The following is a 17,783-nucleotide window of genomic DNA, read 5'->3' on the forward strand; positions in this document are numbered from 1 at the left end:
GCCAGAACTACACCGGCACCGACCACGGCGACCGGATCGTGGGCAGCACCGGCAACGACGTGATCAACGGCGGCGCCGGCGACGACTCGATCCGGGGCGGCGACGGGGCGGACACGATCCGCGGCGGTTCCGGCAACGACGTGCTCACGGGTGGTGCCGGCGCCGACACCTTCGTGTGGAAGCTGGGCGACCAGGGCACCACGGCGACGCCGGCCCGCGACATCGTCTCGGACTTCGGCACCGCGTCGAAGGCCAACGGTGGCGACGTGCTCGACCTGCGCGACCTGCTGCAGGGCGAGAACCACACCACCGGCGTGGGCAACCTGGGCAGCTTCCTGCACTTCAGCAAGTCGGGCAGCGACACGGTGATCGACGTGAAACACGACGGTGCGGCCGGCGGCGGCGTGACCCAGCAGATCGTGCTGAGCAATGTGGACCTGACCAACAACAACTCGCTCACCGACGCGGCGATCATCCAGAACCTGCTGAACCAGGGCAAGCTGATCACCGACTGATCGGCTCCGACGCCAAGCAAGACAGCCCCTTCACAGGGGCTGTTTTTTTCTTTTGAGCGCTACGCGGTGAGGCGGCGCATCAGCCGTCCCGAGTCACGCCCGGGTCAGATGCTGCGCTGGTTCACGCGCCGGGACAGTGCCTCGGCGCTTTCGCGGCGTTCGCTGTAGCGGTCCACCAGGTAGGGCGCGCTGTCCCGGGTCAGCCAGGTGAACTTGACGAGCTCCTCCATCACGTCGACCACGCGCTCGTAGTACGCCGATGGCTTCATGCGGCCCGCCTCGTCGAACTCCGCGAAGGCCTTGGCCACCGAGGATTGGTTCGGAATCGTCAGCATGCGCATCCACCGACCCAGTACGCGCATCTGGTTGACGGCGTTGAACGACTGCGAGCCGCCCGACACCTCCATCACCGCCAGCGTCTTGCCCTGGGTCGGTCGCACTGCGCCGACCGACAGTGGAATCCAGTCGATCTGCGCCTTCAAGATCGCGGACATGGCGCCGTGGCGTTCGGGCGAACTCCAGACCATGCCCTCGCACCACTGGGCCAGCGTGCGCAGTTCCTGGACCTTGGGATGGTCGTCGGGGGCACCGTCCGGCAGCGGCAGTCCCGTCGGGTCGAACATGCGCGTCTCGGCACCCATGGCCTGCAGCAGGCGGGCGGCCTCTTCGGCGAGCAGCCGGCTGTACGAACGTGCGCGCACGGAGCCGTAGAGCAGCAGGATGCGGGGCGGGTGCGTGGAGCGCCGGGCGGGGAGCAGTCGCTCGGGATCGAGCGGCTGGAACGACGCGCGGTCCAGGTGCGGCAGTTCAAGGTCGGGAGACACGCCGGCCCTCCGCGTCGACGACCTTCTCGCCGTCTTCCTTGGTGAATGCGCCCTGCTGCGGGCGGGGCAGGATCTCCAGCACCCGCTCGGACGGTCTGCACAGGCGCACGCCCAGCGGTGTGACCACGATGGGGCGCTCGATGAGGATGGGATGTTCGAGCATGAAATCGACGAGTTGCTCGTCGGTCCACTTCGGGTCGTCCAGGCCCAGCTCGTCGTAGGGCGTGCCCTTGCGGCGCAGCAATGCGCGGGTGTCGATGCCCATCGCCGCGATCAACCCCTTGAGGGTGGCGCGGTCGGGCGGCGTCTTCAGGTACTCGACGACCGCCGGCTCGTCGCCCGTGTTGCGGATCAGCGCCAGGGTGTTGCGGGAGGTGCCGCAGGCGGGGTTGTGGTAGATCGTGATGCTCATGGTTGTCTTGGAAAGGGACCGCTACGCAATGCTCAGCCGCAAGGCCAGCGCGGCCAGTGCGACGACCAGGACCGGCAAGGTCAGCACGATGCCGACGCGGAAGTAGTAGCCCCAGCGGATGGTGGTGCCCTTGCTGGACAGCACATGCAACCACAGAAGCGTCGCCAGACTGCCGATGGGCGTCAGCTTGGGGCCCAGGTCGCAGCCGATGATGTTGGCATAGACCATGGCGTCCTTCACCAGACCGGTGGCGGAAGACTGGTCGATGGACAGGGCCCCGACCAGCACCGTCGGCATGTTGTTCATGACCGAGGACAGGCCCGCGCTCAGGAAGCCGGTGCCGAAGGCGGCGCCCCAGATGCCCCCTGCAGCCGCGCGCTCCAGCAGGCCTGCGAGGTGGGCGGTGAGCCCGGCATTGCGCAGACCGTAGACGACGAGGTACATGCCCAGCGAGAACACCACGATCTGCCAGGGGGCGCCCTGGAGCACCTTGCGCACGCCGATGATGCGGCCCCTGGCGGCGACGACCATCAGCACGGCTGCACAGACGGCAGCCGTCGCGCTGACCGGCACGCCCAGCGGCTCCAGGCCGAAGAACCCCAGCAACAGCAGTGCGAGCACGGCCCAGCCCGCAAGGAAGGTCCCTCGGTCGCGGATGGCCGCCTCGGGTGCCTTCAGCTGCTGCAGGTCGTACGCCGCAGGGATGTCGCGGCGGAAGAACAGGTAGAGCACGCCCAGACTGGCGGCGACCGAGGCCAGGTAGACCGGCACCATCACCGACGCGTAGAGGCCGAAACCGATGTCGAAAAAGTCGGCCGAGACGATGTTGACCAGGTTGGAGACCACCAGCGGCAGGCTGGCCGTGTCCGCGATGAATCCGGCCGCCATGACGAAGGCCAGTGTGGCCCCCGGCGAAAAGCCCAGTGCTGTCAGCATGGCCATCACGATGGGCGTGAGGATGAGGGCCGCTCCGTCGTTGGCAAACACCGCCGACACCGCCGCGCCGAGCAGCACGATGAAGGCGAACAGCCTCACGCCGCTACCCCGGCCCCAGCGCGCGACGTGCAGCGCCGCCCATTCGAAGAACCCCGCCTCGTCGAGCACCAGGCTGATCATGATGACGGCCACGAAGGTCGCCGTCGCGTTCCAGACGATGCCCCAGACCACCGGGATGTCCGAGACGTGCACGACGCCCAGCGCGAGCGCCACCAGCGCACCGGCACAGGCGCTCCACCCGATGCCCAGGCCGCGCGGCTGCCAGATGACGAAGGTCAGGGTGACGACGAAGACGAGGAGGGCGAGCAGCATGGGACGTATTCAGTGCAGAGCAAAGCGTGGGAACGGCGGCATCAGCACTTGCAGGGTGGGGTCGTCACCGCGCATTTGGCGCCCTGGCAGCAGTTGTCGGTCAGGTAGCTCAGCAAGCCGTCCATCCGTTCGAAGGCTGCGCGATAGACCATGTTGCGGCTGGCGCGCTCTTGGGTCACCAGGCCCGCGCGGGCAAGCTCCTTGAGGTGAAAGGACAGCGTGGCGTTCGGCACACCCAAAGCCTCACCGATGACGCCGGGTGTCAATCCGCCTTCACCCGTGACGACGAGCGCGCGAAAGACCTGCAGGCGCACGGGATGTGCAAGTGCGGCAAGCGCCGCAACCACTTCCGTTTGATCCATCGCCGCATCCTATCCATATTTCCACAATCGTGGAAATAAACCTGTGACGGACTGGCGTGCCCTTCCGCTACGGCCTTTGTTTCGCGGCGGGCCGCGCTGCATGCTTCGGCGCCGCTGCCCGCAAATGGAGTTCGCCTTGCATGCCTCCGGCGCTGCCGGATGCTCAGCGGTTGAGATAGCGCGTGACGGCGGGCCCCGTCACGCCGCCGATGCCCAGGCCCGCCAGCGTGCGCCATTGGCCCGCGGAAGACACCTGCTCGGCATAGGCCTCCACGCCCAGGCCGCGCGCCACCTCCACCATGGCCTGCACAAGACGGCGATAGCCTTCGCTGCTCTCCACGCTGGCGACGAAGGAGCCGTCGATCTTGAGGTAGTGCAGTTGCAGCTCGTGCAGTCGCGGCAGCAGCGCGAGCTGGCGGCCGAAGTGCTCCACGCCCAGCCGGCAGCCGTGGCGGGACAGGACCTGCGCGAGCATGGCCAGGGCGTCCACATGCTCCTCCAGGCCGCGTTCGCTGAGCTCGAAGGACAGCCAGTTGCAGTCGGCAGGGCGGCTGCGCAGCAGCGTGTCCAGCCGCGGCAGGAAGGTGGGTTCCAGCAGCGAGCGGGGCGAGAGGTTGACCGCCAGCGGGCCCGGTTGGCGCTGCAGGCTGTCCAGCGCCAGGCGGGTGGCGATCAGGTCGCATTCCTGCACCCAGCCCAGGCGCAGTGCGGCGGGCATGAATTCGCCGGCCGACAGCAGGGCGCTGCCTTCGGGGGCGTCGGGCGGTGGCGTCATGCGCAGCATGGCCTCGTGGTGGATCAGCCGGCCGTCGGTCTGGCAGACGGGATAGAAGACCAGCGTGAAGCGCTGCTCCTGCAGCGCCTGCTGCAGCAGGGCGTCCCAGGCGCTCTCGCCGATCACCGGTGCCTCGGTGCCGGGCGCTGCGGCCTCCGCGATGCCGCGCACGGCGCCTTCGGCCTGCATCAGCGCGGCGTCCAGCCGGGCCATCACTTCGCCCGCACTCTCCCCGCGGCGCCAACCGCCGAAGGCGACGTCCACGCTCGTGACCGGCGGGCGTGCCGCCAGTTCGCCCCAGGCCGAGGCGGCACCCGATGCCGCGTCGTTCACGGCAAGTGCGCCGAAGTCGCTGGGGAGCGCGCCGAAGCCGGTGGGCAGGGGCGCGAAGGCCGAGGAGGGCGGGGCGAAGACGCTGGGCATTTCGCCGTCGCGCGCATCCTGCAGCGAAAGCACCGCCGCATGCGCCATGGCCGCGTGCTCGGCCAGGTCGCTGGCACTGCCGCCCGGCCAGAGGTAGGCGAAGTCGGCACCGTTGAGGCGGGCGAGCACGCGGTCGCCCTCGGTCGGCAGCACGCCCGCCAGCACCTTGGCGATGGCGGCCAGCCAGCGGTCGGCACGCTCGCGACCGATCTGCCGGTTCAGCGCCACCAGGTTGCCCACGCGCAGCAGCAGCAGCCCGCCTGTGGCGTCGTCGGCGTCATCGTCGAGGGCATTGCGCAGCGCGCCCATGAAGAACTCACGGTTGGGCAGGCGGCTCACCGGGTCGCGTGTGGCCTCGGCATGCAGGCGCCGGATCTGTGCTGCCTGCTCGGTGAACATGGCATGCACCCGCGCGACCATGCGGTTGAGTGCGCGTGCCATGCTGCGCAGCTCGATCACGCGCGGTTCCTCGATGGTGTGGAACTGGCCGTTGCCCACCGCGTCGGCCTGGTCGGCCATGTGCTTGAGCGGACGACGCAGCCAGCGCACCAGCGCCGTGATGCCCAGGCCCCAGAGCAGGCCGGTCAACGCCAGCAGGGCGCCCAGCAGCAGGGTGCCGCGCCACAGCGCGACGTAGGCGTACTGGGTGCTGGCGATCACGGTGACCCGGCCGGCCTGCTGCCAGCCGTTGCTCACCAGGGCCTCGCCCGGCGTGGCCTGCAGGGGCAGCAGTCGGGAGAACCATGCCGGCACGTCCGCCCCCGGCTGCACGGCGCCGCGGTCGCGGTCCACCACGACCTTGCCCTTCACGTCGGTATAGCGCACCTGCTGGAAGTGGCCGCTGTCGAACAGCGCGTTGACCAGTGTCTCGGCCATGGCGGGGTCGTCGCCCTGCTGCGAGATGGACATGGCCAGCGAGACGGCCGCATCGGCGCCCTGGGCGAGCAGCTGCTGCTGCAGGTACAGCCGGGACGTGGCGATGCTGACGGCCCAGGTGCCCAGCAGCACTGCGCACATGGCCAGCAGCACGCTGAGCCAGAGTCGTCTCAAGAGGGACACGGAATTTCTCCTTTGGGGAAGGGCGGGCGGAGACGGCAGCCGCCCACGCGGAAGGGGTGCAGGAGGGTCATGGGATCGAGCCCTCCGCGCGCATGCGCACCAGCACGTCCCGCCAGCGTGTGAGCCGGTCCACGGGGTAGCTGGCCGCATTGCCGGGGCCGGCGAAGATGCCCTCGGCGTTGAAGCTGAAGACCGGTGTGAGGTCGGGCCGCGAACTGGCCGGGAGGATGCTGGAGACCAGGCTGTCGAGCACCAGCGGCACGGCCTCGGGCGTGGCGTAGTAGCTCAGCACCATGTGGGCCTGCGTGGCGCCGCCGACGCGGGCGCGCACATAGGTCAGGCGCAGACGCTCCTCGGGCATGCCCATGGCGCGAAGGGTGAAGTACTTGCCGATGACGTAGTCCTCGCAGTCCCCGCGGCCCCGCCCAAGCGTCTCGACAGGCGTTGCCCAATAGTCTTCCTGGCCCCAGATTTCCATGTCCTCACCGAAGCGCACGGCGCGGTTCCAGTGCTCGTTCACGCGGCGCAGCTTTTCACGTTCGTCCAGTTGGGCGCCGCCGTCGACCAGCGCGCGCCATGCGGTGAAGGCCTGCTGGCCCCACGCCCCGTAGCGCTGGACCATGGTGCGCTCCATGAGCGCGCCATCCCAGGCGCCGACGCCCACCGGGCCGCCCAGCGCGAGCAGAAGCCCGAACGCCAGCGCCGCGCCCCACCGACGCGCGACCACCCAGCCGGCGCCGATTGACGGAGGCTGCGTCAGAAAGAGTTGCGCAAACACCACAGGCCGCACGAAAAATGGGGGCCGAAGCCGCTTCTTTCAGGGGCCTGACTCGGAAAAGTTCCGAATGTAAGCGAGATGTTGCAACATTCTTAACCTCTCTGTTACCTCTACGTAGAATAATTTATTAGATTGCAGCAAATGGCCGACAGAGATGCACGGTGCAGCGAAGCAGTGCCTGACAAAAACCAGACGCGCGCCATCTTTTTTTACAAATCCAACCGGGATCCTGATTGATCGTATGTCCATGCTGACCTTCCGCCCTGTTGCCGTGGCCGCCCTGATGGCCTGTAGCGTCGCCGTCGCTCAGACGCCCAGCAGTCCCGCCTCCGCTCCTGCGCCTGTCGACGCCACCGCGTCGGCCGCCACCGCCGTGCCGCCCGCATCCCTCGGCGACGCTGTGGGACTGGCCATCAACCGCAATCCCGAGGTCCTCACCCGCCTGCGTCTGTACCAGGCATCGGACGCCGACCAGGCCGTGGCGCGCAGCGCGTTGCGTCCCCAGGTGGACCTGCAGGCCTTCACCGGCTACCAGAGCAGCCGCATCAGCGGCAGCGACAGCCAGAACTACAGCCGGCCGGGTGCGAACCTGCAGCTGCGCCAGACGCTGTTCGACGGCGGTGCCGCATCGAGCGACACGCGCCGTGCCGGCTTCGCCAAGCTCAGCCGCTACTACGACTACCTGGCTGCCAGCGACGAGATCGCGCTGCAGGCCGTGCAGGCGTACATCGACGTGGCGCGCTACCGCGAACTCGAGCGCCTGGCCGCCGACAACTGGGGCTTCCACAACGAGACGCGCGAGCAGCTCGACCGCCGCGCCTCGGCCGGCGTGGGCAAGCGCGTGGACCTGGAACTGGCCCAGGGCCGCGCGGCCCTGTCGCAGTCCAACTGGCTGACAGACAGCGCCAACCTGCACGACGTGACGCAGCGCTTCCAGCGCCTGGTGGGCCAACTGCCCGCCGCGCAGCTGTCGCCCGTGCCCGAGACCTCGGCCAACCTGCCGGCGGCGCAGCAGGTGCTCAACGAGGCCATGCGCCGCAACCCCGGCTTCCTGTCGGCCGTGTCGGGCATCCGTGCCGCCCGTGCCGACCTGGACGTGCGCACGGCCGCCAAGTCGCCCACCGTCGCCTTTGTGGCGCAGGCCGGCACCGACAAGCAGCTCTCGGGCATCGACACGGTGCAGCGCGTGCAGAACAGCTCGGTGCAGGTGGTGCTGAACTACAACCTGTATCGCGGCGGCGCCGACGATGCGCGCGCCCGCGCCGCGCAGGAGAACTTCTACGCCGCACAGGACCAGCGCGACCTGGCCTGCCGCAACATCCGCCAGACGGCCACCATCGCCTACAACGATCTGCGGCGCCTGCGCGAGCAGCTGAACTACCTGGAGCAGCACCAGCTGTCCAGCGAGAAGGCGCGCGAGGCCTTCCGCCAGCAATTCGACATTGGCCAGCGCTCGCTGCTGGACTTGCTGGACACCGAGAACGAGGTGTTCCAGGCCCGTCGTGCCGTGGTGAACGCGCGCTACGACTACCTGCTGGCCGGCTACCGCGTGCTGCAGCAGACCAACGGCCTGCTGCCGGCGCTGAATCAGAAGCCGCTGATGGTGGATGCCCCCGAAGTGCCCGAAGGCGGTCAGCCCGAGGACGAGGCCGTGCTGTGCAGCACCGAGATGACGCCGCCGCAGGTGCTGGACACCGCGGCCGTGGTGGCCTCCCGGCCGCCGCTGCAGCCCACGCCGGGCCAGACCTCGCCGGCGCCGCGTCCGCTGCCGGCCGGCGCTCCGATCGCGGCCGACATCTCCGGTGTGCTGCCCACGGTGCAGGACTGGGCGCGCACCTGGTCGGCCAAGGACCTGGACAAGTACATGGGCTTCTACGCCACCAGCTTCCGCCCGGCGCAAGGCACGGTGCCGGCGTGGAAGTCGCTGCGCGCCACCCGCGTGACCAAGCCCGGCCCGATCCGCGTGACGGTGGAGGATGTGCAGGTGCGCCCGGACGGCCCCAATGGCGCGCAGGCCTCGTTCAAGCAGACCTATCGCTCGGACGACTACAACGACGTGGTCTACAAGACGCTGGGCTTCGTGCGCGAAGGCCAGGCCTGGAAGATCCAGTCCGAGGTCGCCACGCCGGCACGCTGACCGGCTCGCCCCGCACGGGGCGACACTCCTCACAACGGGCCCTTCGGGGCCCGTTTTCGTTGGCCCGGCGGTCAAGGGCGGGGCGCATGCCTCGAAGGGGTGCGTGGATGCACCAAGAAGAAAAACTGTATCCAATCAAAGCGCGAAATCGTTGGAGGTTCTCTGGGGAAAGCGGGTAGCTGCATATAAATAGACGCATCCAGGCTGCCAATGGATTGGATACAAAGTGGCACGCCCATTGCTTGAAGACAGTCATCCGGCTGCGCGCCGGTCCTGTTGTTCAACCTTCCGGGAATGCCCATGCGCCAATTCATCGCCCCCCTCCTGGTGGCCGCCGCCGCCCTGCTGCCGCTTGCCGGCCAGGCGCAGGACGCCATCAAGCTTGGCTACGCCAAGTGCGCGCACTGCACGCCGCTGGCCCTCACGCCGCAGAACGCCGACGCCTCCAAGGTCAAGCTCGAAGCCACGGGCTTCAACACTGGCAACGACGTGCTGACGGCCTTGCTGTCCAAGAGCATCGACGTCGCGCAGGTCACCTACCTCCACTACGCCACTGCGCTCGACAAGGGCTTCGACGTGGTCGCCATCTCGGGCCAGATCAACGGTGGCTCGCAGATCCTGGTGGGCAACGACGTGCCCGTGGCCGAGAACGACTGGGCGGGCCTGAAGAAGGTCATCGCCGAGTACAAGGCCCAGGGCAAGCCCTTCCGCGTGGCCGCCTCGCGCGGCAATGCGCAGGACATCCACATGCGCGGCGCCTTCGCCAGGCAGGGCATCGACATCAACAAGGACGTCCAGTTCATCAACATCCCCAACCCATCGGACCATGTGCAGGCCCTGCGCCGCGGCGAGGTGGAGCTGATCTGCTCGGTCGACCCCTTCGCCACCCAGATCCGCGAAGTGAAGGCCGCCAAGTTCTTCACCTATCCCTATGACCAGGCGGCCGGCAAGCTCACCAATCTGATCGTCACCCGCTCCGACGTGATCGCCAGCAAGCCCAAGGCCGTGGAAGAGACGGTGCGCTCCATCATCAAGGTCAACGACCTGATGACCAAGGACAAGGGCCTGTTCATCGACACCATCCAGAAGGTGACCGGTCTGGACAAGGCCATCGCCACCGGCGCCGCCGCCAACCTGTACCCCGACTACCAGATCCACCGCGCCTCGGCCGTGGCCATCGCGCAGATGATGCGCGACCTCAAGTACATCAACAACGACGTGACCGCGGCGGTCGAGAAGAACATCGACTACCGCTTCCTCGAGGCCGCGACGGGCAAGCCCAAGTCGCAGCTGGGCTACTGAGGCCGTGGGCGGGACGACGATGGCGGACTCCTCCACCACCACGCTGCCGGCCGGGCCTGCAGCGCCGCGCGCCGCCGCGACGCCGGCCTGGAAGCGGCTGTACCGGCGCATCGAGCGCGCCATCGTGCCGGCCCTGGTGCTCATCGGCTGGGAGCTGTTCTCCCGCTCGGGCGTGCTGCCGCCCGCACTGCTGCCGGCACCCTCGCAGGTGCTGGTGGCCTGGGCCGACTGGGTGATCGGCACCGACGGCAACACGCAGACCTATTCGGGGCACTGGCTCTTCGACGTGGCGGCCAGCGCCGGCCGCGTGTTCGCCGGCTTCGCGCTGGCGGCGGCGCTGGGCATCGGCCTGGGCATGGCCATCGGCTGGTCGCGCACCATCGAGAAGCTGATCGAGCCGCTGTTGCAGGTGCTGCGGCCGGTGCCGCCGGTGTCCTGGATTCCGCTGGCCATCATCTGGTTCGGCATCGCCAACAAGCCGGCGATCTTCCTGGTCTTCCTGGGCTCGTTCTTTCCGGTGCTGTTGTCGACCATCCACGGCGTGAAGACCTGCGACCGCAACCTGCTGCGCGCGGGCGCCATGGCCGGCGGCACGCCACGGCTGCTGCTGCGGCACATCGTGTTCCCGGCGGCGCTGCCCAGCATCTTCTCGGGCCTGCGCATCGCCATCGGCTCGGCCTGGATGCTGACCGTCACGGCCGAGATGGTGGCCGTCAAGAGCGGCGTGGGCTACGTGCTCTGGGACTCGTACTACTTCCTGCGCTACGACATCGTCATCGCCGCCATGGCCAGCATCGGCCTGCTGGGCTACTGCAGCGATCTGCTGATCAAGCTGCTGTCGGCGCGTGTGCTGCGCTGGCAGCGAGGCTCCACCCTGCAATCCAAGGAGGGCTGATCGATGAGCCTCATCACCATCCAGAACGTCTCGCGCCATTTCGAGGACCCGCGTCGCGGCAGCGCCGTCAAGGCGCTGGACGACGTGAGCCTCAGCGTGGGCCGCAACGAGTTCCTCTGTCTGCTGGGCCCGAGCGGCTGCGGCAAGTCCACCCTGCTGAACATGATCGCGGGCTTCGACCATCCCACGCGGGGCGTGGTGGCAGTGGGCGGCCGGGCGGTCACGGCGCCGGGCGTGGACCGCGGGGTGGTCTTTCAGCAGCCCACGCTGATGCCGTGGCTGCCGGTCTGGGAGAACGTGGCCTTCCACCTCACCATGTGCGGCCAGCCCAAGGCCGAGCGCCGCAAGAAGGCGCAGCACTTCATCGACATGGTGGGGTTGCGCGGCTTCGAGAACCACTTTCCCAGCGAGCTGTCGGGCGGCATGAACCAGCGTGTGGGCATCGCCCGGGCACTGCTGATGAATCCGGAGGTGATCCTGATGGACGAGCCCTTCGGCGCGCTGGACGAGCAGACCAAGATGGACATGCATGTCGAGCTGGTGCGCATCTGGCGCGACAGCCAGAGCACCATCGTCTTCGTCACGCACGGCATCGAGGAATCGCTGGCGCTGGGCACGCACATCGCCGTGATGTCGGCGCGGCCGGGCCGCATCCGCGAGTTGATCGAGGTGGACCTGCCGCGTCCGCGCGATTCCACCAGCCCGCGCTTCAACGACTACAAGCGGCACATCCTGCAACTGCTGCGGCCTGAAGGGGTCGTGACGTCCACCGCTGCCGCACATGGCTGAGGCTGCATCGGTCACCTTCATCACCGGGGCCGCGGGTTTCGTCGGTCTTGCGTTGGTGGAGCACCTGCTCGCCCGCGGCGAGACGGTGGTCGGCTGGGATGTGGCGCCGCTGCCCGAGGCGGCGCAGCGCGCGCTGGCCGCGCTGCCCGGGCGCTTCATCGCCTTGCGGGGCGACGTGGGCGATGCCGCAGCGCTGGAAGCCGCACTGGCCCTGCATCGGCCGCATCGCCTGGTCCTGCTGGCGGCCGTCACCGCGGCGGCCGAGCGCGAGCGGCGCGCGCCCGAAGGCATCTTCGCCGTCAACCTGGTGGCTGTGACGACGGCGCTGCGACTGGCGGCCGCGCAGGGGGTTCAGCGGGTGCTGCTGGCCAGCTCTGGCTCGGCCTATGGCGCGTGCGGGCGCCTGCCCGGTCGCCTGCACGAGACCGACACGCCGTTGCAGCCCGAGGGGCTGTACGGCATCTCCAAGATGGCGGCCGAAGCGGCCGCGCGGCGCCTGGCCGACCTGCTGGGCATGGACCTGCGCATCGGCCGCCTGGGCACCTGCTTCGGCCCCTGGGAGCGCGATACCGGTGTGCGTGACACGCCCAGTGCGCCGCTTCAGGCCTTGCGGCTGTTGCGCGCCCATCAACCAGTTCGGCTGCCGCGACCGCTGCGACGCGACTGGCTCTATGTCCGCGATGCGGCCGCCGCCATCGCGGCGCTGCTCGACACCGAGGCGCCGTCGCAGCCCATCTACAACCTGGCCGCCGGCTTCGAGTGGTCGGTCGCCGACTGGTGTGCCTGGCTCGGCACGCAGCCGGGCTTCGAGGGCGCCGAGTGGGCCCTCGCTAGCGAAGGCGAAACGGCCAATGTCGATCCCTACGCCGACTACGACCGCGCCAGCATGGACATCACGGCCCTGCGGCGCGACACCGGCTTCGTGCCGCACTACGACCTGCCGCGCGCCGGCGTCGACTTCCTCGCCTGGCTGCAGCGCAGCGCGGAGCCAGCCCATGCCTGAGATCGCGCCCACCCCCGCCCGCCGCATGGCCGGCAAGACCTGCATCGTCACCGGCGCCGCTTCCGGCATCGGCCGCGCCATCGCCCGACGGCTCGCCGCCGAAGGTGCCTTCGTCCTCGTGGCAGACATCACCGAGCAGCCCATCGAGGGCGGCCTGCCCACGCTCGCGGCCATCGAGGCCGAAGGCGGCGAGGCCCGCTTCGTGAACTGCGACGTGAGCCGCACCGAGCAGGTCGATGCGCTCGTGGCCGAAGCCGTGCGCTGGCAGGGCCGGCTCGACGTGCTGGTCAACAACGCCTGCATCCGCCATGCGCGGCCCCTGGCCGACATGGAGGACGCCGACTGGCAGCGCCTGCTCGACATCAACCTCGGCGGCGCCTTCCGCGCCAGCCGCGCCGCCGTGCGGCAGATGCGCACGCAGGCCGTGGTGGACGAGGTGCGCGGCCGCATCGTCAACCTGTCGTCGCAGCACGGTCTGATCGCCGCGCCCGGTGACCTGGGCTATGGCGTCACCAAGGCCGGCATCGGCTACATGACCCGGCAGGTGGTGGCCGACTATGCCGCCGAGCAGATCGCCTGCAACGCCGTGGCCCCCGGCAAGATCCAGACGGGGCAGGGCGGCCGCGCCCTGGACCCCGTCGTGATGGAGCGCGCCATCCGCCGCACGCCCTGGCCCCGCCTGGGCCGGCCCGAGGACGTCGCCGAGGCCGTGCTCTTCCTGGCAAGTTCCGAGGCGCGCTTCATCACCGGCGCCGAACTCATGGTCGATGGCGGCTGGATGGCCGCCTGATCCCTTCCGATTTCCCAACGAGACACGCATGTCACCCTTCGACCTCGTCATCCGCAACGCGCGCGCCGTCACGGCCAGCGACATCTTCGACTGCGACATCGCCGTGAAGGACGGCCGCATCGTGCAGTTGGGCCAGCACCTGCCGGCCGGGGCGCGTGAGATCGACGCGGCCGGCCGCCATGTGACGCCCGGCGGCGTCGACGCGCACTGCCATCTCGATCAGCCCGAGCCGCCGCCGGTGGTGATGGCCGACGACTTCGACACCGGCACACGCTCCGCAGCCTGCGGCGGCACGACCACCGTGATTCCCTTCGCGCTGCAGCACAAGGGCCAGTCGCTGCGCGACGCGGTGGCCGACTACCACCAGCGTGCGGAAGGCAAAGCGCACGTGGACTACAGCTTCCACCTGATCGTGAGCGATCCCACGCCCACGGTGCTCGAAGAAGAACTGCCGGCGCTGATCCGCGAGGGCTACACCTCGTTCAAGATTTACATGACCTACGACAGCCTGAAGCTGAACGACGGGCAGATCCTGGACGTGCTGTCCGTGGCGCGCGAGCACGGCGCCATGGCCATGATCCATGCCGAGAACGCCGACTGCATCGAATGGCTCACCAAGCGACTGGAGTCCGCCGGTCGCACCGCGCCGCGCTGGCATGCGCATGCGCGGCCCATGCTGGTCGAGCGCGAGGCCACGCACCGGGCCATCGCGCTGTCGGAACTGGTGGACGTGCCCATCCTCATCGTGCATGTCTCCGGACGTGAGGCGGTCGAGCAGATCCGCTGGGCCCGCGCCCACGGCCTGAACGTCTTCGCCGAGACCTGTCCGCAGTACCTCTTCCTCACCGCCGAGGACCTGGGCATCGACGACAGCTACCACGGCGCCAAGTGCGTCTGCAGCCCGCCGCCGCGCGACAAGAGCAACCAGCAGGTGATCTGGAACGGCCTCGCCGATGGCCTGTTCACCGTGTTCTCGTCCGACCACGCGCCCTACAAGTTCGACGGCACGGAGGGCAAGAAGCCGGGTGGCGAGGAAGTGGGCTTCCGTCACATTCCCAACGGCATCCCGGGCATCGAGACGCGCATGGCGCTGCTGTGGTCCGAAGGTGTGATGGCGGGGCGCATCACGCCGCAGAAGTTCGTCGAGCTGACGTCCACCAACCCGGCCAAGGCCTACGGCCTGCATCCGCGCAAGGGCAGCCTGGCCGTGGGGGCCGATGCCGATATCGTGATCTGGGACGAGCGCGAGTTCGTGCTGAGCAACGCCCAGCTGCACCACAACGTGGACTACACGCCCTACGAAGGCATGCACCTGACGGCCTGGCCCGGCATGACGCTCGCACGCGGCGCCGTGGTCTGGGACGGCCGGGACTTCACCGGCCGCCAGGGCTCAGGGCGCTTCCTGCACTGCGGCACGCCCACGCTGGTGCCACGCCGCCGGGGATGATCGGACCCATGCGCATCCTGGTCATCAACCCCAACATCTCCGACAGCGTCACGGCCCTCATCGGCAGCGAGGCGGCGCGCAGCGCGAGCCCGGGCACCGAACTCACGCTGCACACCGCCCCCTTCGGCGTGGCCTACATCGAGACCCGGTTCGAGGCCATGGTGGGCGCCTATGCGGCGGCCAACGTCGCGGCCGAGCATGCGGCGGGCCACGACGCGGTGATCGTGGCCGCTTTCGGTGACCCGGGCCTCGCGGCGCTGCGCGAGGTGCTGCCGATGCCGGTGTTGGGACTCACCGAATCGGCCCTGGCGAGTGCGTGCCTGCTGGGCCCGCGCTTCTCGATCATCGCCATCTCCCAGCGCATCCAGGCCTGGTATCGCGAGGTGGTGCAGGCCAACGGGCTGGAGGGCCGGCTGGCCAGCATCCGTGCGCTCGACCGGCCGCTGGCGCGCATCGACGGCATCCAGGACGATCACAGCCAGGCGCTGCTGGACTTGTGCGCACGTGCCGTGGACGAGGATGGGGCCGATGTGCTGATCCTGGCCGGCGCCCCTTTGGCAGGGCTGGCGCGCCAGCTCGCGGGGCGCCTGCCGGTGCCGGTGGTCGATGGGGTTTCCAGCGCCGTTCGGCAGGCCGAGATGCTCCACGGACTGCAGCCAGGCGCGGCCCGGCGCGGCAGCATGGCGCCGCCGCCGGCCAAGCCGCACCAGGGACTGCCGCCTGCGCTTGCTGCATTGCTGGAGGCGGCGCAGGTCCGCCACACGTCGGCCTGAGCCAGCCGGCCGTGGGCGGCGGCGTCCGACAGACCCTGCCGGGGCCGGGCGGCAGTCTGCCGCCAGCGGCATCGCCGCAAGGAGCCTCCCCATGAAGATCAAGACACCCCTGCTGCTCGGCCTGTTGGCCGTCACCCTGACCGGCTGCATCGTCGCGCCTCCGCCGCCCCCGCCCTCGGGCCCGCCGCCGGGCGCCTACCGCGACCGGGACCGCGACGGCGTGCCCAACCGCTATGACCGCGATCGCGATGGTGATGGCGTGCCGAACCGCTACGACGCGCGCCCCAACGACCCGCGCTACCGCTGACGCGCTGCGCGCCGCGGGGCGCGCGCCTACCATGCAGGGCTGTCCCTAGGAGACTCCCTGCATGACCCCGCTCTTTCCCGGATTCGAAGAACGCTGCGTCGACGTCGGCGACGGCATCGAAATCGCCGCCACCATCGGCGGCTCCGGCCCCCCACTGCTGCTGCTGCACGGCCATCCGCAGACCCGCGCCATCTGGCACAAGGTGGCGCCCACGCTGGCTCAACGCTACACCCTCGTCGCGGCCGACATCCGCGGCTATGGCGACTCCTCCAAGCCGGCCGGCCTTCCCGACCACGCCAACTACGCCAAGCGCGCCATGGCGCAGGACCAGGTGACGCTGATGCGCACGCTGGGCTTCAAGCGCTTCCTCGTCCTCGCGCATGACCGTGGCGCCCGCGTGGCCCACCGGCTGGCCATGGACCATCCGCAGGCCGTGCGTCGCCTGGTGACGCTGGACATCGCGCCGACGCTGGCCATGTACGAGCAGACCAACGAAGCCTTCGCACGCGCCTATTGGCACTGGTTCTTCCTCATCCAGCCGGCGCCCTTGCCGGAGCGCCTGATCGAAGCCGATCCGGCCCGCTACATCACCGACCTGATGGGCAAGCGCAGCGCGGGCCTGGCCCCCTTCGATCCGCGCGCCCTGGCCGAATACCAACGCTGCATTGCGCTGCCCGGCGCGGCGCATGCCACCTGTGAGGACTATCGCGCCGCTGCCACCATCGACCTCGACCACGACCGAGCGGACCGCGACGCCGGCCGCAAGCTCCAGGTGCCGTTGCTGGCGCTATGGGGCGAGGAGGGCGTGGTGCACCGCTGCTTCCAGCCCCTGGCCGAATGGCAGCGTGTGGCGGTGGATGTGCAGGGCGGCCCGCTGCCTTGTGGCCACTACATCGCCGAAGAGGCGCCCGAGGCGCTGCTGGCGCGGGTGATGCCGTTCCTGGCTGCGGCGACTGACTAGGAAAGCGGGGACGTTCGGCTCAATGCTTGAAGCCGGCTTCCCGTCGGGCCCGCAGCGCAAGGACGAAGACGATGTCGACGGAGGCGACGTACCGGTACAGCGCGGCATACCCACGGCTGCCCTTGCCGATCACGAGTTCACGCTTGCCGTCCTCGACCGGACGGCCAATGGCCGGGCTGTGTGCAAGTACGTCGAAGGCTTCGAGGATTTCCTGCATCCGCTCAGGTCGTCCGTCAGCGCCGTGCTGCTCAAGGTGTTCGACGAAATGCTCCAGATCGTCCAGCACCTCGGGCGCCAGTTCGATGCGGGTCACGGCGACGTTCAGCGTGGCGGCTTGCGTGCGGCCGGGCGAGCGGCCTTCTTGCCGGTGGCCCGTGCCTGGATGTAGGCCTTGGCTTCCGACCAGGGCACCGTTGCCCCCGTGTGCTGAATGTTCGCCCAACGCTCTTCGGCGGTGCGGTGCAGTTCGGCATCGATCTCGTCGTGTTCGACGGTGTTTGCGAGCGCGTCGAGGATGAAGGCGTGCGGCGATTTGCCGGCGCGCGCTGCCGCTCGCGCGATGCGCGCCTTCAGCTGTTCTTCAAGGCGGATGGTGGTGGTCGACATCGGAGGGCGCTCCACTGGGCTGTAGCATGATTGTGTCACGCAGCCGGGCAACGACGCAGATCGCCCGAGTCCGCAGATGCCTCCGGCGCGCGCACTCGTGAAGCGCATCCCTAGGCAGCACGTCGCCACCGCGGCAGCCGCACGAGCCCGCTAGACAGTGCCACGCCGCACACGATCACCAGCGCGCAGCCCAGCATCCAGGCGGTCACGCGTTCCCCCAGCAGCAGCCAGCCGTAGAACACGGCGAACACCGGCACGAGGAAGGTCACCGTCAGGGCCTTGGCCGGCCCGGCGCGGGCGATCAGTCGGAAGAACAG

The 17,783-nt window shown here is 69.2% G+C and carries 20 protein-coding genes; 11 read left to right on the forward strand and 9 right to left on the reverse strand.

The features are described from left to right. Nucleotides 1–515: type I secretion C-terminal target domain-containing protein (locus QZ772_RS22660; protein WP_295531400.1), on the forward strand; the 515-nt coding region annotated here is incomplete at its 5' end. Nucleotides 516–619: 104 nt separating this feature from the next. Here QZ772_RS22660 and arsH read toward each other — a convergent pair. From arsH to QZ772_RS22690, 6 genes are all read right to left on the reverse strand, one after another. Next, nucleotides 620–1,339: an arsenical resistance protein ArsH gene (gene arsH, locus QZ772_RS22665; protein WP_295531401.1), complete on the reverse strand. Its 720-nt coding sequence runs from the start codon at nucleotides 1,337–1,339 to the stop codon at nucleotides 620–622. After that, nucleotides 1,323–1,751 (reverse strand): arsenate reductase (glutaredoxin), encoded by a 429-nt coding sequence (arsC, locus tag QZ772_RS22670; RefSeq protein ID WP_295531405.1) that lies wholly within the window; start codon nucleotides 1,749–1,751, stop codon nucleotides 1,323–1,325. Before arsC ends, arsH begins: the two co-directional genes overlap by 17 nt. 21 nt (nucleotides 1,752–1,772) lie before the next feature. Then, the gene (locus tag QZ772_RS22675) at nucleotides 1,773–3,059 is read right to left on the reverse strand and encodes an arsenic transporter (protein WP_295531408.1); all 1,287 of its coding nucleotides are present in this window, start codon (nucleotides 3,057–3,059) and stop codon (nucleotides 1,773–1,775) included. Between the two features lie 41 nt (nucleotides 3,060–3,100). Continuing rightward, on the reverse strand, nucleotides 3,101–3,421 hold the full coding sequence (locus QZ772_RS22680) for a metalloregulator ArsR/SmtB family transcription factor (protein ID WP_295531411.1): 321 nt from the start codon (nucleotides 3,419–3,421) through the stop codon (nucleotides 3,101–3,103). 163 nt (nucleotides 3,422–3,584) lie between these two features. Then, complete coding sequence (locus QZ772_RS22685; RefSeq protein ID WP_295531415.1) at nucleotides 3,585–5,678, reverse strand: EAL domain-containing protein; 2,094 nt, start codon at nucleotides 5,676–5,678, stop codon at nucleotides 3,585–3,587. A gap of 67 nt (nucleotides 5,679–5,745) precedes the next feature. Beyond that, nucleotides 5,746–6,342, reverse strand: coding sequence for a transglutaminase-like cysteine peptidase (locus QZ772_RS22690; protein WP_295531456.1), 597 nt, complete (start codon nucleotides 6,340–6,342; stop codon nucleotides 5,746–5,748). 361 nt (nucleotides 6,343–6,703) lie between these two features. Here QZ772_RS22690 and QZ772_RS22695 point away from each other — a divergent pair, with 361 nt between their 5' ends. The 10 genes from QZ772_RS22695 (at nucleotide 6,704) to QZ772_RS22740 (ending at nucleotide 16,860) form a co-directional block, all read left to right on the forward strand. Then, the gene (locus QZ772_RS22695) at nucleotides 6,704–8,593 is read left to right on the forward strand and encodes a TolC family outer membrane protein (protein WP_295531418.1); all 1,890 of its coding nucleotides are present in this window, start codon (nucleotides 6,704–6,706) and stop codon (nucleotides 8,591–8,593) included. Nucleotides 8,594–8,893: 300 nt separating this feature from the next. After that, nucleotides 8,894–9,895: an ABC transporter substrate-binding protein gene (locus tag QZ772_RS22700; protein WP_295531421.1), complete on the forward strand. Its 1,002-nt coding sequence runs from the start codon at nucleotides 8,894–8,896 to the stop codon at nucleotides 9,893–9,895. A 19-nt stretch (nucleotides 9,896–9,914) separates the two neighbouring features. Continuing rightward, nucleotides 9,915–10,790 carry an ABC transporter permease gene (locus tag QZ772_RS22705; RefSeq protein ID WP_295531423.1) on the forward strand — a complete coding sequence of 292 codons (876 nt, stop codon included), beginning with the start codon at nucleotides 9,915–9,917 and terminating at the stop codon, nucleotides 10,788–10,790. A gap of 3 nt (nucleotides 10,791–10,793) precedes the next feature. Next, nucleotides 10,794–11,579, forward strand: a complete 786-nt coding sequence (locus QZ772_RS22710) for an ABC transporter ATP-binding protein (protein WP_295531426.1) — start codon at nucleotides 10,794–10,796, stop codon at nucleotides 11,577–11,579. Continuing rightward, complete coding sequence (locus tag QZ772_RS22715; RefSeq protein ID WP_295531429.1) at nucleotides 11,572–12,582, forward strand: NAD(P)-dependent oxidoreductase; 1,011 nt, start codon at nucleotides 11,572–11,574, stop codon at nucleotides 12,580–12,582. The genes QZ772_RS22710 and QZ772_RS22715 overlap by 8 nt, the downstream gene beginning before the upstream one ends. Next, entirely contained in the window at nucleotides 12,575–13,372 is a 798-nt protein-coding gene (locus QZ772_RS22720) for an SDR family NAD(P)-dependent oxidoreductase (protein WP_295531432.1), read from the forward strand. Before QZ772_RS22715 ends, QZ772_RS22720 begins: the two co-directional genes overlap by 8 nt. 28 nt (nucleotides 13,373–13,400) lie before the next feature. After that, complete coding sequence (gene hydA / locus QZ772_RS22725) at nucleotides 13,401–14,819, forward strand: dihydropyrimidinase (RefSeq protein ID WP_295531435.1); 1,419 nt, start codon at nucleotides 13,401–13,403, stop codon at nucleotides 14,817–14,819. An 8-nt stretch (nucleotides 14,820–14,827) separates the two neighbouring features. Next, a complete protein-coding gene (locus tag QZ772_RS22730; protein WP_295531438.1) occupies nucleotides 14,828–15,592 on the forward strand; it encodes an aspartate/glutamate racemase family protein in 765 nt (254 codons plus the stop codon). Between the two features lie 91 nt (nucleotides 15,593–15,683). Next, nucleotides 15,684–15,899, forward strand: a complete 216-nt coding sequence (locus QZ772_RS22735; protein ID WP_295531441.1) for a hypothetical protein — start codon at nucleotides 15,684–15,686, stop codon at nucleotides 15,897–15,899. 61 nt (nucleotides 15,900–15,960) lie between these two features. Then, nucleotides 15,961–16,860 (forward strand): alpha/beta hydrolase, encoded by a 900-nt coding sequence (locus QZ772_RS22740; protein WP_295531444.1) that lies wholly within the window; start codon nucleotides 15,961–15,963, stop codon nucleotides 16,858–16,860. Nucleotides 16,861–16,879: 19 nt separating this feature from the next. On the opposite strand, the gene QZ772_RS22745 is transcribed toward QZ772_RS22740, so the two are convergent. From QZ772_RS22745 to QZ772_RS22755, 3 genes are all read right to left on the reverse strand, one after another. Next, nucleotides 16,880–17,173 (reverse strand): type II toxin-antitoxin system RelE/ParE family toxin, encoded by a 294-nt coding sequence (locus QZ772_RS22745; protein WP_295531447.1) that lies wholly within the window; start codon nucleotides 17,171–17,173, stop codon nucleotides 16,880–16,882. 8 nt (nucleotides 17,174–17,181) lie between these two features. Further along, nucleotides 17,182–17,466, reverse strand: a complete 285-nt coding sequence (locus QZ772_RS22750; RefSeq protein WP_295531450.1) for a ribbon-helix-helix protein, CopG family — start codon at nucleotides 17,464–17,466, stop codon at nucleotides 17,182–17,184. Between the two features lie 110 nt (nucleotides 17,467–17,576). Beyond that, on the reverse strand, nucleotides 17,577–17,783 hold a 207-nt coding region (locus tag QZ772_RS22755; RefSeq protein ID WP_295531453.1), incomplete at its 5' end, for an EamA family transporter.

The sequence above is a fragment of the uncultured Pseudacidovorax sp. genome (assembly GCF_913773995.1).
In the GTDB taxonomy this organism is placed as follows: domain Bacteria; phylum Pseudomonadota; class Gammaproteobacteria; order Burkholderiales; family Burkholderiaceae_C; genus Xenophilus.

What these genes read in the sequence shown, in the direction of transcription:
- arsC (WP_295531405.1), bottom strand. Translation starts at nt 1,751, where the DNA reads ATGAGCATCACGATCTACCACAACCCCGCCTGCGGCACCTCCCGCAAC.
- QZ772_RS22675 (WP_295531408.1), bottom strand. Translation starts at nt 3,059, where the DNA reads ATGCTGCTCGCCCTCCTCGTCTTCGTCGTCACCCTGACCTTCGTCATC.
- QZ772_RS22680 (WP_295531411.1), bottom strand. Translation starts at nt 3,421, where the DNA reads ATGGATCAAACGGAAGTGGTTGCGGCGCTTGCCGCACTTGCACATCCC.
- QZ772_RS22695 (WP_295531418.1), top strand. Translation starts at nt 6,704, where the DNA reads ATGCTGACCTTCCGCCCTGTTGCCGTGGCCGCCCTGATGGCCTGTAGC.
- QZ772_RS22700 (WP_295531421.1), top strand. Translation starts at nt 8,894, where the DNA reads ATGCGCCAATTCATCGCCCCCCTCCTGGTGGCCGCCGCCGCCCTGCTG.
- QZ772_RS22705 (WP_295531423.1), top strand. Translation starts at nt 9,915, where the DNA reads ATGGCGGACTCCTCCACCACCACGCTGCCGGCCGGGCCTGCAGCGCCG.
- QZ772_RS22710 (WP_295531426.1), top strand. Translation starts at nt 10,794, where the DNA reads ATGAGCCTCATCACCATCCAGAACGTCTCGCGCCATTTCGAGGACCCG.
- QZ772_RS22715 (WP_295531429.1), top strand. Translation starts at nt 11,572, where the DNA reads ATGGCTGAGGCTGCATCGGTCACCTTCATCACCGGGGCCGCGGGTTTC.
- QZ772_RS22720 (WP_295531432.1), top strand. Translation starts at nt 12,575, where the DNA reads ATGCCTGAGATCGCGCCCACCCCCGCCCGCCGCATGGCCGGCAAGACC.
- hydA (WP_295531435.1), top strand. Translation starts at nt 13,401, where the DNA reads ATGTCACCCTTCGACCTCGTCATCCGCAACGCGCGCGCCGTCACGGCC.
- QZ772_RS22730 (WP_295531438.1), top strand. Translation starts at nt 14,828, where the DNA reads ATGCGCATCCTGGTCATCAACCCCAACATCTCCGACAGCGTCACGGCC.
- QZ772_RS22735 (WP_295531441.1), top strand. Translation starts at nt 15,684, where the DNA reads ATGAAGATCAAGACACCCCTGCTGCTCGGCCTGTTGGCCGTCACCCTG.
- QZ772_RS22740 (WP_295531444.1), top strand. Translation starts at nt 15,961, where the DNA reads ATGACCCCGCTCTTTCCCGGATTCGAAGAACGCTGCGTCGACGTCGGC.
- QZ772_RS22750 (WP_295531450.1), bottom strand. Translation starts at nt 17,466, where the DNA reads ATGTCGACCACCACCATCCGCCTTGAAGAACAGCTGAAGGCGCGCATC.